We start from the raw sequence: 12,871 nt of genomic DNA, 5'->3' as shown, positions 1-12,871 counted from the left end.
ACAACCTGGACTGATTGCGCCTGTTTACGCCTGATGTGCTTCCCGCGCCATTCCGACGTGTGGAATACCATCTTCGTCATAGATATCCGTCACTGGAACAAAGCCAAAGCGCGCATAGAACGATTGCAGATGCGCCTGCGCGCCCAGATACAACGCCTTGTGTGGCCAGTGTTGCGCGCAGGATGCCAGCGTCTGGGCCATTAGCTGTTGCCCCAGTTTTTCACCACGCAGCGCTTCGCTTACAATCACCCGACCAATCACTACCGGCTCCAGCTCGTCATCGCTTTTCAGAATCCTCGCATACGCCACCAGCTCATCGTTATGCCAGCCCAGAATATGCCGATTCTCTCCGGCCAGGTCATCGCCATCCACATCCTGGTACGGACACTGTTGCTCAACTACAAACACCGCGCATCGTAGCTGAAGTAGTGCGTACAGTTGTTGGGTACTCAGCTTTGCATGGTGGAGATCTTGCCAGTGAATCATTGTCTGCCCCTATGTTGTGATAACCTGAACACCCTGCCTTATTGATGGCGAAAGTGTAACGCAAAGATGGAATTACTATTTTTAGGCACGTCTGCGGGAGTCCCCACGCGCTCACGCAATGTAACGGCAATTTTACTGAATCTGCAACACCCGACTCAGGCGGGGCTGTGGCTTTTTGATTGCGGCGAAGGGACGCAGCATCAGATGCTCACCACGCCTTTCAATCCAGGAAAACTCGATCGTATTTTTATCAGCCATCTGCACGGCGATCACCTGTTTGGTTTACCGGGGCTACTGTGCAGTCGCTCAATGGCCGGCAATGTCCAGCCTCTGACGCTCTACGGGCCAAAAGGGTTGCGAGAGTTTACCGAAACCGCATTGCGTCTGAGCGGCTCCTGGACCGATTATCCGCTGGATATTGTGGAAATTACCGCGGGTGAGATTGTGGATGACGGCCTGCGAAAAGTAACGGCGTACCCGCTGGCGCATCCGCTGGAATGCTACGGTTTTCGCATTCAAGAGCACGACAAACCGGGTGCGCTTGACGCCAATGCCCTGAAGGCGGCAGGCGTTAAAGCGGGCCCGTGGTTTCAGGATTTGAAAGCCGGAAAAACCATCGTGCTGGAGGATGGTCGAGCGATTAACGGTGCCGATTATCTTTCCCCGCCCACCAGAGGAAAATCAGTCGCTATTTTCGGTGACACAGGACCCTGCGCATCCGCCATTGAACTGGCTCGAGGTGTAGATGTCATGGTACACGAAACCACGCTGGACGCGTCAATGGAGGAAAAAGCAAACAGTCGCGGGCACAGCTCAACCCGACAAACCGCACAGCTGGCGCTGGATGCCGGAGTGGGACGTCTGATAATGACCCACGTTAGCTCACGCTACGATGAAAAAGGCTGCCAGCGCTTACTCGCAGAGTGCAAAACAATATTTCCAGACACGGCACTGGCTCACGATTTCGCCATTTTCAGCGTTTAACGCTCTATTTTTCCGCCTCAGTGCCGATAACAGTGGAAAGGCTGGCTTTCACACTGAGGACAGGATGAACAATTTCCAGAAAGATATTGATGACAGGACAAACCTAACCCTGTCTAACCGTTTTGAACTGCTGCTGTTTCGCCTCGGCAAATCTGTTGAGGAGCAGAAATCAGAGCTGTTTGGCATCAACGTATTCAAGCTACGTGAAATCGTGCCGATGCCGACCTTTACGCGTCCGGCGGGTATGAAGGCCCCGTTACTGGGTATGGTTAATATTCGCGATCAGGTGATCCCGGTGATTGACCTGCCCGCCGTTGCGGGCTGTAAGCCAGAGACCGGACTCAACATCCTGTTGATCACAGAATATGCCCGCAGCGTCCAGGCGTTTGCTGTGGAGTCAGTGGAAAACATTATGCGCCTGGACTGGCAACAGGTGCATACCGCCGAGAAAGCCGTTAATGGTCGCTATATCACCAGTATCGCTTGCCTGGACGACAACAAAGAGACCAACAACCTGGCGTTGGTGCTCGACGTTGAGCAGATCCTGTACGACATCGTACCAGCGAACCACGACCTGCGCGCAACCGATCTTAAAACCAATAAATTCAACATCACGCCGGGTGCGGTGGCGATTGTGGCTGATGATTCCAAAGTGGCCCGCGCCATGCTGGAAAAAGGGCTTAACGCCATGGAGATCCCGCATCTGATGCATGTAACAGGTCAGGATGCGTGGGAAAAAATACAGCAGCTTTCCGCAGAAGCGCAGGCGGAGGGCAAGCCAATCAGTGAGAAGATCGCCCTGGTGCTCACCGATCTCGAAATGCCGGAGATGGACGGTTTTACGCTTACCCGTAAGATAAAAACCGATGAACGTCTGAAGAAAATCCCGGTCGTTATCCACTCTTCGCTTTCCGGTAGCGCGAACGAAGATCACGTTCGCCGAGTAAAAGCGGATGGCTACGTGGCCAAATTCGAAGTCAATGAGCTTTCTTCAGTGATCCAGGAAGTGATGGATCGCACAGCGAAAGGCATCAGCGGTCCGCTGGTGAGCCGTCAGCTATTAAACTGACCGTATTTCACGCATAAAAAAACCCGCCAAGGCGGGTTTTTTCGTTTCTGCATTTCGTTTACATCAGCGGAGTCGCTAACTGCACAATGCTGATCAGCGGTTGTGGGTAAATACCCAGCACCAGAACCAGCAGGGCAGAAATCAGCACTACGATACCGCCCGCGCTGTACTGCCAGTTAGACGGCGCATCACGGTTCAGCTGTTGCGGTGCGCTCAGGTACAGGCTCACGGCAACGCGCAGGTAGTAGTACAAACCAATCGCGGAACCGACCACCACAGCGGCAACCAGCCACCACAGGTTAGCCTGCACACCGACGGCCAGTACGTAGAACTTACCGATAAAGCCCAGCGTCATCGGGATACCTGCCAGAGACAGCATCATCACCGTCATCACTGCCGCGAGGATCGGACGATGCCAGAACAGACCACGGTAGGAGAACAGAGAGTCCGCATCCGGGCCGCGGTACGGGCTGGACATCAGGCTGACCACACCGAACGCGCCGAGGCTGCTGAACAGGTAACCGGCCAGGTAAACGCCAACCGCTTCCATCGACATCTCGCCGCTCTGCAGAGCAATCAGCGCCACCAGCAGGTAACCGAGGTGAGAGATAGAAGAGTAACCGAGCAGACGTTTAATATTGGTCTGGCTCAGCGCCATCAGGTTACCGAAGATGATGGAAGCAAAGGCAATTACGCCCAGTACGATACGTACCGCTTCGCTATCCCCTACCGGGGCGTACAGGAACAGACGCATCACCACGCCGAAGATAGCGATTTTGCTCGCCGTCGCCAGGAAGGTGGAAACCGGAGCAGGAGCACCCTGGTATACGTCTGGGGTCCACAGGTGGAACGGAACCAGCGAGAGTTTAAAGCCGAGGCCAACAATCATCAGACCGAAGCCAGCCAGCAGCAGCGGTTCGTGCAGCATGCCGTCGCCGAGGCTCTTACCGAGTGCAACAAACGACAGATTTCCAGACTGCGCGTACACCAGCGCCATACCGAACAGCAGGAAGGAAGACGCTGCGGCAGACAGAATGGTGTATTTGATACTGGCTTCCAGCGAACGTTTCTGACGGAACGCATAGCCAACCAGACCAAACAGCGGCAGAGAGATCAGCTCAATACCAAGGAACAGCGCCGCCAGATGGTTAGCGTTAGCCAGCAGAATACCGCCAAGTGCGGCAATCAGCACCAACAGGTAGAACTCTTCCCGGTTGTCATCGTAGCCTTCCAGCCACGGGTAAGCGAAGGTACAGGTGGCAAGACTCGCCAGTAGCACCAGCCCGGTGTAGAGCATGGCGAAACCGTCAACCCGCATCAGCGGGGTGACGTCCATGGCGCCCGCCTGGCCAACAAACCAGAGCGAAACCAGCGCGGCGTTAAGCCCAATGACCGACAGCGTGGCATTGAGGAAGTGATTGCGTCGCCACGCAATGGAGAGCATCACAACCACCACCGTCAAGCCGACGATCAGCAGCGGTAGCAGCGCAATCAGGTGTTGTGGAGTTATTGTCATGGCGATTTACGGCCTTGTAGTAGTAACGGAATTAACAAACCACTGCTGGATGTTGCTCATCGCAGAATGCGAGGTATCCAGAATCGGCTGCGGATAGAAGCCAAGCAGTACCAGAAGCACGACCAGCAACAGGATGATAAACAGCTCACGCAGCGACATCCCTGGCAGTTCAACACTGGCAATCTGGCTCTTCGCTTTACCGAAGTAAGCGCGATGCAGCATCGCCAGCGAGTAAACAGAGGCAAACACCAGACCAAAAGTCGAGATCACGGTAATGACCGGAACCACCTGGTAGCTGCCGAACAGAATCATAAATTCGCCAACGAAGTTACCTGTACCCGGCATACCCAGCGTACACACTGCGAAGAACATCGACAGCGCAGGCAACCATTTCATTTTGCCCCACAGGCCGCCCATCATACGCATATCACGCGTGTGCAGACGTTCGTACAGCTGACCACACAGAATGAACAGACCGGCTGCGGACAGACCGTGCGCAATCATCTGGATAACAGCGCCCTGGTACGCCAGCTGGCTGCCGGTGTAGATAGCAATCAGTACGAAGCCCATGTGCGATACGGAGGTGTAAGCGATCAGACGTTTGATATCGTACTGATTAAAGGCCATCCACGCGCCATAGAAGATACCGATAACGCCCAGCCACATTGCGATAGGTGCAAACTCCGCCGACGCGTTCGGGAACAGCGGCAGAGAGAAGCGCAGCAGACCGTAAGCCGCGGTTTTCAGCAAGATCCCCGCCAGGTCAACGGAACCTGCCGTCGGCGCCTGGGAGTGCGCATCCGGCAACCAGCCGTGCAGCGGAACCACCGGCATTTTCACCGCGAAGGCGATGAAGAAGCCCAGCATCAGCAGATATTCCACACCGTGGGACATCGGGGTATTCAGCAGCTCTTCATAGTTGAAGGTCCACACACCGGTCGCTTTATAGTGCACAAACACCAGCGCCAGGATGGCAATCAACATCACCAGACCACTCGCCTGGGTATAAATGAAGAACTTGGTCGCCGCCGTGATACGCGTTTTACCGTCAGAGGCTTTATGCCCCCACAACGCGATCAGGAAGTACATCGGCACCAGCATCATTTCCCAGAAGAAGAAGAACAGGAACATGTCGATGGCAAGGAACACGCCGATCACGCCGCCTAAGATCCACATCAGGTTCAGATGGAAGAAGCCCTGGTATTTTTCGATTTCATTCCAGGAGCAAAGTACCGCCAGAACACCGAGCAGACCGGTCAGCACAACCATCAGCAGCGACAGACCGTCGATAGCCAGATGAATAGAGATGCCAAAACGTGGGATCCACGGCAGGACAAATTCAGACTGCCACTGCGGAATGCCAGCGGATTGCGTCAGTGAATAGCCGCCCTGCAACCACAGTTGCAGGCCAAGCGCCAGCGTCAATCCCATAGTAATCAGCGCGATCCAGCGCGGCACCTTCACGCCAAAGCGTTCGGTCTGCCAGCACAGGAAGCCACCGATAAAGGGAATTAATATCAACCAGGGTAATAACATAGCTAAGTATGTCCCTTATATTTACTCCTGCTCAGGCTATCTCACTCGTCAGCCCAAATCCCGGCAGTGCTCGCAATCCTCACGTACTTCAGTACGCTCCGGTTGCTCTGCGCTGGCGGTCTCCGGTCTGACTTCGCCGATGACGCCTGTACATCAGGAACAGATTTTCAACGAATTCTAAAAATTATTTTTGGGTTTGTAGGCCGGATAAGCGCAGCGCCATCCGGCAATCGTTCATCCAGCCAACAAACTCAACGCAGTACCATCAACAGTGCCAGCACAACGACGGCGCCGATGCTCATTGATGCAACATACCAGCGCAGATAACCGTTCTCGCTCAACAGCAGGCCTTTACCTGCAAAGCGGGAAAGGATCGCCGGAATGTTCATCATTGAGTTGAGCGGATCGCGTTTCAGCAACCAGGCAACACCCAGGAACGGCTTAACGAACACTTTGTCGTACAGCCAGTCGAAGCCCCAGGCGTTATACCACCAGGTACCCAGCAGGCGGCCCGGCGCACTGTTCGCAATCGACGTCACCAGCGTGCGTTTACCCAGCCACAGCCATGCTGCGATCAGGATGCCCGCAATCGCTACGATACCGGAGGTAATTTCCAGCGTCATGACGCGACCATGCTCAAGCTCTGTCGTCGCAGGCAGTACACCATGCAGCGGCGGCACAATCAGCGCGCCAACGAAGGTGGACAGGATCATCAGCACAATCAGCGGCAGATGATGGGTAATCCCCTTCCCTGCGTGAGCGTGAATTTGTTCTTTACCGTGGAACACGATGAAAATCATACGGAAGGTGTACAGAGAGGTCATGAATGCACCGACCAGACCTGCAACCATCAGATTAATATGACCATTCGCCATTGCACCGGCCAGAATCTCATCCTTACTGAAGAAGCCAGCGGTAATCAGCGGCAGAGCCGACAACGCCGCACCACCGATCAGGAAGCAGAGATACACCAGCGGAATTGACTTACGCAGCCCGCCCATCTTGAAGATGTTCTGTTCGTGGTGGCAAGCCAGGATAACCGAGCCGGATGCCAGGAACAGCAGCGCTTTAAAGAAGGCGTGCGTCATCAGGTGGAAAATCGCCGCGTCCCACGCCTGTACGCCGAGAGCCAGGAACATATAACCAATCTGGCTCATGGTGGAGTACGCAAGAACGCGTTTGATGTCGGTCTGTACCAGCGCAGCAAAACCCGCCAGCACCAGAGTGATAGCACCGATAATCCCCACCAGGTGCAGGATTTCAGGCGTCATCAGGAACAGGCCGTGCGTACGAGCTATCAGGTAGACACCAGCGGTAACCATCGTCGCGGCGTGGATCAACGCGGAGACAGGCGTCGGGCCGGCCATCGCATCAGCAAGCCAGGTCTGCAACGGCAGCTGTGCAGATTTACCGACCGCACCGCCCAGCAGCATCAGGGTTGCCCACATCAGCATGTTGTTACCGTCTGCAAAGTGCGCAGGCGCCAGTTCCACCATTTCGCGGAAGTTCAGCGTGCCCAGCTCGTTGTAGAGGATGAACAGCGCGAACGCCAGGAATACGTCACCAACGCGGGTTACCACGAAGGCTTTCATTGCCGCAGCGCCATTCTTCGGATCGGTGTAGTAGAAACCAATCAGCAGATAGGAGCACAGGCCCACGCCTTCCCAGCCGAGGTACATCAGCAGCAGGTTATCCGCCAGTACCAGAACCACCATGCTGGCGATAAACAGGTTGGTGTAGGCGAAGAAACGAGAATAGCCCTCTTCTCCGCGCATATACCAGGAAGCGAACATGTGGATCAGGAAACCAACGCCGGTCACCACGGAGAGCATGGTCAGCGACAGGCCGTCCAGCACCAGGTTAAAACCGATGTTGAAGTCACCGACTGACATCCACGTCCACAGCGGCTGGCTGTAAGCCTGCTGACCATTGGCAAAGAAATCAACGCCAACAAACGCAGTCACCAGCGCGGCCAGGCCGATCGAACCGACACCCACGGTAGCGGACAGATTTTCTGACCAACGACCACGAGAAAACGCCAGTAATACAAAGCCAATAAATGGCAGAATAATGGTTAAGGCAAGCATGTTCATCCACGCATCTCACTTACTGAATCGATGTTCAGGTTCTGGCGACGGCGATGAAGTTGCAGCAACAGCGCAAGCCCAATGCTCGCTTCGGCAGCCGCAAGGCTGATGGCGAGAATATACATCACCTGACCATCGGTCTGGCCCCAGTAGCTTCCGGCGACCACAAAGGCCAGCGCGGAGGCGTTAATCATGATTTCCAGCCCGATCAGCATAAACAGCAGATTGCGGCGGATAACCAGACCGGTTAAGCCCAGCACGAATAAGATCGCAGCGAGGATCAGTCCATGTTGTAAGGGGATCATGCGTGCTCCTCCGTTTTTCTTTTCGCGCGGTCGTCGGTGCGATTGCTCAGCACTTCACCAGAACGCTCTTCGCGCCCCACATGGAAGGCCACAACCAGACCCGCCAGCAGCAGCATCGATGCCAGTTCAACCGCCAGTACATACGGTCCGAACAGGGAAATACCGACTGCTTTCGCGCTAATTGGCGTGCCGTCGATGCCCTGATCGTTAACGCCCAGAATGGCGTAAACAATAACCACCAGCATAATGGCCGACAGAATCGCCGGACCAATCCACACCTGCGGTTTCAGCCACTGACGTTCCTGTTCAATTTCAGAACCACCAAGGTTGAGCATCATCACCACGAACACGAACAGCACCATGATGGCGCCCGCGTAGACGATAATTTCCAGTGCACCAGCGAAGTAAGCGCCTAACGAGAAGAACACCCCAGAAATCGCCAGCAGCGAAATAATCAGGTACAGCAACGCGTGTACCGGATTGGTGTGGGTGATCACCCGCAAGGTTGCGAGAATGGCTATCAGGCCACAGATATAAAAAGCGAACTCCATTGCCCCTCTCCTTACGGTAACAGGCTCTTGACGTCGATAGGCTTAGCTTCGTTCTCTGCTTCGCCCTTATCTTTGCCGTCGATTGCCATACCTGCCATCCGGTAGAAGTTATATTCCGGGTATTTGCCCGGACCGGAGATCAGCAGATCCTCTTTCTCGTAAACCAGGTCCTGGCGCTTGTACTCACCCAGCTCGAAATCTGGAGTCAGCTGAATAGCCGTAGTCGGACAGGCTTCTTCGCACAGGCCGCAGAAAATGCAGCGTGAGAAGTTAATGCGGAAAAACTCCGGATACCAGCGACCGTCTTTGGTCTCTGCTTTTTGCAGAGAGATACAGCCTACCGGACACGCTACCGCACACAGGTTACAGGCAACGCAGCGCTCTTCACCGTCTGGATCACGAGTCAGAACGATACGACCACGAAAACGGGGCGGTAGATAGACCGGCTCTTCCGGATACATCTGCGTTTCGCGTTTCGCGAACGCATGCAGGCCGATCATCCAGATACTGCGTACCTGGGTGCCGAAACCTACGAACAATTCTTTTAAGGTCATGGTCTTTGTGTCCCTTATTGCGCCTGCCAGAGAATGACAGCCGCCGTTACCAGCAAGTTGACGAGCGTCAGCGGCAGACAGACTTTCCAGCCGAAGGACATTACCTGGTCATAACGAGGACGCGGTAACGACGCACGAATCAAAATGAACATCATCATGAAGAACGCGGTTTTCAGCGCGAACCAGACGAATGGCGGTAAGAACGGGCCATGCCAGCCACCGAAGAACAGGGTAACCATCAGTGCAGAAATGGTGACGATACCGATGTACTCACCCACGAAGAACAGACCGAATTTCATACCGGAATATTCAATGTGGTAACCGTCGGCCAGTTCTTGCTCGGCTTCTGGCTGGTCAAAAGGGTGACGGTGGCACACCGCCACGCCCGCGATGGCAAAGGTGACAAAACCAAAGAACTGCGGAATAACGTTCCAGATATCAGCCTGGTTGTTGACGATGTCGGTCATGTTAAATGAACCGGCCTGCGCCACCACGCCCATCAGGGAAAGTCCGAGGAACACTTCATAGCTCAGCGTCTGCGCAGACGCACGCATCGCACCGAGCAAAGAGTATTTGTTGTTACTGGACCAGCCGGCGAACAGTACCGCGTATACCGCGAGGCCCGCCATCATCAGGAAGAACAGGATCCCGATGTTCAGGTCAGCAACCACCCAGTTCGGACTCACCGGCACGATGGCGAAAGCCAGCAACAGCGAGGTGAAGGCGATCATCGGTGCCAGGGTAAAGATGACGCGATCCGAGAATTTCGGGATCCAGTCTTCTTTAAAGAACATCTTGATCATGTCCGCAACCAGCTGGAGCGAACCGCCCCAGCCAACACGGTTCGGTCCGTAACGGTTCTGGAACAGACCCAGCAGACGACGTTCGCCAAAGCTCATGAATGCCCCGCAGGTGACCACCACCAGCAGGATCACGACCGCTTTGAGAATGCTCAGCAGGATCTCAATCAGATCGGGTGTAATCCAACTCATTGTTGTGCCTCCTGCAGATCCTCAAGACGCGCACCAGCCAAAACCGGCGCGATGCCAGGCATACCCATCGGCAAACCAACCTGCCCTGCCGTTAATCCTTCGGCTATTTCAACCGGCAATGTAACCGTGTTGCCATCGTAGCTGAAAGAAACGCGCGTACCGGCATTAACACCCAACTTCGCGGCATCAGCCGGGTTGAGTTTGATGTACGGCTGCGGCATACGGGTCTGGAAGACCGGCGCACGCTGGGACATTTCGTCACTGCCAAACAAATGGTAGTACGGCGCGATACGCCACTGACCATCCTGAGCCTGGAAGCTCGCCGGAACGGTAGTGAAGTAATCCATACCATCCGCAGAAGCTTCGATCAGGCGCACGCCCGGATCGCCATGACGCAGTTTACCGCCCACTTCATCCTGGAACTTGTTCCACGCCTGTGGGGAGTTCCAGCCTGGAGCCCAGGCAAACGGAATTTGTGAACGCGGCGCAGACGGTTGGTTGTTCCCTTCCATAGAGAAGGCGAACATGGTGTCTTTGTCCTGCGGCTGGCGCGGTTCGTGTACGCTGATGTTGGCGCGCATTGCGGTACGACCACTGTAGCGGTGCGGTTCACGAGCCAGTTTCTGTCCACGGATACGGAAGGTTGCGTCCGGCGCGGCATCTTTGATACCCGCCAGCTGCGGCAGCTTCTCAACGACCGCGTCGATAACGTGGTCGAGCTGCGTCCAGTCCACTTCACGGCTCTGCACGGTGCTGTGCAGCGAATGCAGCCAGCGCCAGCTTTCCAGCATGATAGTGTTACTGTCGTAGTAGGACGGATCATAAACCTGGAAGAAACGCTGGGCGCGGCCTTCGTTGTTAATCACCGTACCATCGCTTTCGGCGAAGCTTGCGGCGGAAAGCACCAGATGAGCGTTTTCCATAATTGCCGTACGCTGATGGTCAATGACCAGTACCAGAGGTGCTTTCGCCAGCGCAGCGTTCACACGCGTTGCTGAAGCATGGCGATGCAGGTCATTCTCCAGCACCACAACGGCGTCAGCACGACCTGTTTCCAGCTCGGTCAGCGCATCGTCAAGGGAACCACCGCCAATCATACCCAGGCCCATGCTGTTAACAGAGCGAGCAATCATGGTGATGCCAACGTCTGCGCCACGGCCTTTCAGCGCCTTCGCCACGTTGGCAGCCGCCTGAATCACTTCGGCGCTACCAGCGTTGGTGCCGGAAATAATCAGTGGTTTCTTCGCCCCGGCCAGTGCCTGAACGATAACGTCAATTTTGTTCTGCAGGTCACGGTCGATACCGTCAACCGCCGGAGCATTGTTATCCAGCGCATGAGCGATAGCGAAACCTAAACGCGCCTGATCTTCAACCGGTGCACGATAGGTCCATGCGGCGATGTCATCCAGACGGGTGTTATCGACGTTGGTAACGAACAGCGGGTGCTTAGCACGCTGGCCGATGTTAAGGATTGCTGCGATCTGCCAGTCAGCCACTTTCTGTGCCGCCGCCATTTCACGCGCTTTACCTTTCACCGCCTGACGCACTGCCAGCGCAACGCGTGCGCCGGTCTGGGTGACATCTTCGCCCAGCACCAGAACCGCATCATAAGATTCAATTTCGCGCAGTGCCGGAGTATGAATCCCGCCGTCACGCAGCACGCTCAGTGCCAGTTGCAAACGTTCCTGCTCGCCCTGGGCGATACCGGTATAGAAGTTATCCGCACCCACCAGTTCACGCAGCGCGAAGTTACTTTCAACGCTGGCGCGCGAGGAGCCGATACCAATTACTTTCTTCGACTGACGTAGAATATCTGCCGCGCCCTGCATCGCCTGCTCGGCGTTCAGCGTGATCAGGTCATCGCCACGACGCTGTACCGGCTGACGTGGACGGTCTTTCAGGTTCACGTAACCATAGCCAAAACGACCACGGTCGCAGAGGAAGTAGTGGTTAACGGTACCGTTATAACGGTTTTCGATACGACGCAGTTCACCGTAGCGTTCACCCGGGCTGGTGTTACAGCCGATGGAACACTGCTGGCAGATGCTCGGCGCAAACTGCATGTCCCATTTACGGTTATAACGCTCGGAGTGCGTTTTATCAGTGAAGACGCCGGTCGGGCAAATTTCTACCAGGTTACCAGAGAACTCGCTTTCGAGCGTACCGTCTTCCGGGCGACCGAAGTAGACGTTGTCATGTGCGCCATAGACGCCCAGATCCGCGCCATCGGCGTAATCTTTGTAGTAACGTACGCAGCGATAGCAGGCGATGCAGCGGTTCATTTCGTGAGAGATGAACGGCCCCAGGTCCTGGTTACGGTGAGTACGCTTCGTGAAGCGGTAGCGACGGAAGCTGTGACCGGTCATGACGGTCATATCCTGCAGGTGGCAGTTGCCGCCCTCTTCACAGACCGGACAGTCGTGCGGGTGGTTAGTCATCAACCACTCCACGACGCTTTCGCGGAACTGTTTCGCTTCTTCGTCATCAATAGAAATAAAGGTGCCTTCGGTGGCCGGTGTCATACAAGACATCACCAGGCGACCACGCGTGTCTTCCGCGTTTTGATATTGCTTCACCGCACACTGGCGGCAAGCACCGACGCTTCCCAGCGCCGGGTGCCAGCAAAAGTACGGAATATCAAGGCCGAGAGACAGACAAGCTTCCAGCAGGTTGTCCGCTCCGTTGACCTCATATTCTTTGCCGTCTACATGAATCGTAGCCATAGTCAGCATGCTTCCAGTTGGCTCGGTCGTAACCGAGCGTTAATCGAATTTCTTATCGCGACACAGGG

Annotated in this window: 11 protein-coding genes; 2 read left to right on the top strand and 9 right to left on the bottom strand. The window is 55.2% G+C overall.

Annotation, left to right across the window (positions count from 1 at the left end):
* Nucleotides 1–24: 24 nt before the first annotated feature.
* Nucleotides 25–486, bottom strand: coding sequence for a GNAT family N-acetyltransferase (locus OGX92_RS00725; RefSeq protein WP_008785342.1), 462 nt, complete (start codon nucleotides 484–486; stop codon nucleotides 25–27).
* A 66-nt stretch (nucleotides 487–552) separates the two neighbouring features.
* Here OGX92_RS00725 and rbn point away from each other — a divergent pair, with 66 nt between their 5' ends.
* Nucleotides 553–1,470, top strand: coding sequence for a ribonuclease BN (rbn, locus tag OGX92_RS00720; RefSeq protein WP_200921353.1), 918 nt, complete (start codon nucleotides 553–555; stop codon nucleotides 1,468–1,470).
* Between the two features lie 64 nt (nucleotides 1,471–1,534).
* Nucleotides 1,535–2,539, top strand: coding sequence for a chemotaxis protein (locus OGX92_RS00715; RefSeq protein ID WP_003834740.1), 1,005 nt, complete (start codon nucleotides 1,535–1,537; stop codon nucleotides 2,537–2,539).
* 58 nt (nucleotides 2,540–2,597) lie between these two features.
* Here the strand turns inward: OGX92_RS00715 and nuoN are convergent, their stop codons facing one another.
* The 8 genes from nuoN to nuoG all read right to left on the bottom strand — a co-directional run bounded on the left by nuoN (nucleotide 2,598) and on the right by nuoG (nucleotide 12,803).
* The gene (gene nuoN / locus OGX92_RS00710; protein WP_003027689.1) at nucleotides 2,598–4,055 is read right to left on the bottom strand and encodes an NADH-quinone oxidoreductase subunit NuoN; all 1,458 of its coding nucleotides are present in this window, start codon (nucleotides 4,053–4,055) and stop codon (nucleotides 2,598–2,600) included.
* Nucleotides 4,056–4,061: 6 nt separating this feature from the next.
* On the bottom strand, nucleotides 4,062–5,591 hold the full coding sequence (gene nuoM, locus OGX92_RS00705) for an NADH-quinone oxidoreductase subunit M (RefSeq protein WP_003027692.1): 1,530 nt from the start codon (nucleotides 5,589–5,591) through the stop codon (nucleotides 4,062–4,064).
* Nucleotides 5,592–5,842: 251 nt separating this feature from the next.
* Nucleotides 5,843–7,684 carry an NADH-quinone oxidoreductase subunit L gene (gene nuoL, locus OGX92_RS00700; protein ID WP_125112632.1) on the bottom strand — a complete coding sequence of 614 codons (1,842 nt, stop codon included), beginning with the start codon at nucleotides 7,682–7,684 and terminating at the stop codon, nucleotides 5,843–5,845.
* Nucleotides 7,681–7,983 carry an NADH-quinone oxidoreductase subunit NuoK gene (gene nuoK, locus OGX92_RS00695; RefSeq protein WP_000612644.1) on the bottom strand — a complete coding sequence of 101 codons (303 nt, stop codon included), beginning with the start codon at nucleotides 7,981–7,983 and terminating at the stop codon, nucleotides 7,681–7,683. The genes nuoL and nuoK overlap by 4 nt, the downstream gene beginning before the upstream one ends.
* Nucleotides 7,980–8,534, bottom strand: a complete 555-nt coding sequence (nuoJ, locus tag OGX92_RS00690; RefSeq protein ID WP_003028059.1) for an NADH-quinone oxidoreductase subunit J — start codon at nucleotides 8,532–8,534, stop codon at nucleotides 7,980–7,982. Before nuoJ ends, nuoK begins: the two co-directional genes overlap by 4 nt.
* Nucleotides 8,535–8,545: 11 nt before the next feature.
* Complete coding sequence (gene nuoI / locus OGX92_RS00685) at nucleotides 8,546–9,088, bottom strand: NADH-quinone oxidoreductase subunit NuoI (RefSeq protein ID WP_003028062.1); 543 nt, start codon at nucleotides 9,086–9,088, stop codon at nucleotides 8,546–8,548.
* Between the two features lie 14 nt (nucleotides 9,089–9,102).
* Nucleotides 9,103–10,080: an NADH-quinone oxidoreductase subunit NuoH gene (nuoH, locus tag OGX92_RS00680; protein ID WP_003028063.1), complete on the bottom strand. Its 978-nt coding sequence runs from the start codon at nucleotides 10,078–10,080 to the stop codon at nucleotides 9,103–9,105.
* Complete coding sequence (gene nuoG / locus OGX92_RS00675) at nucleotides 10,077–12,803, bottom strand: NADH-quinone oxidoreductase subunit NuoG (RefSeq protein WP_286586117.1); 2,727 nt, start codon at nucleotides 12,801–12,803, stop codon at nucleotides 10,077–10,079. Before nuoG ends, nuoH begins: the two co-directional genes overlap by 4 nt.
* Nucleotides 12,804–12,871 lie beyond the last annotated feature (68 nt).

The sequence above is a fragment of the Citrobacter sp. Cpo089 genome (assembly GCF_030332695.1).
Classification (GTDB): Bacteria; Pseudomonadota; Gammaproteobacteria; order Enterobacterales; family Enterobacteriaceae; genus Citrobacter; species Citrobacter portucalensis.
Note: the sequence above shows the minus strand (reverse complement) of the source record. Positions and strands in the feature narration are given on the sequence as shown.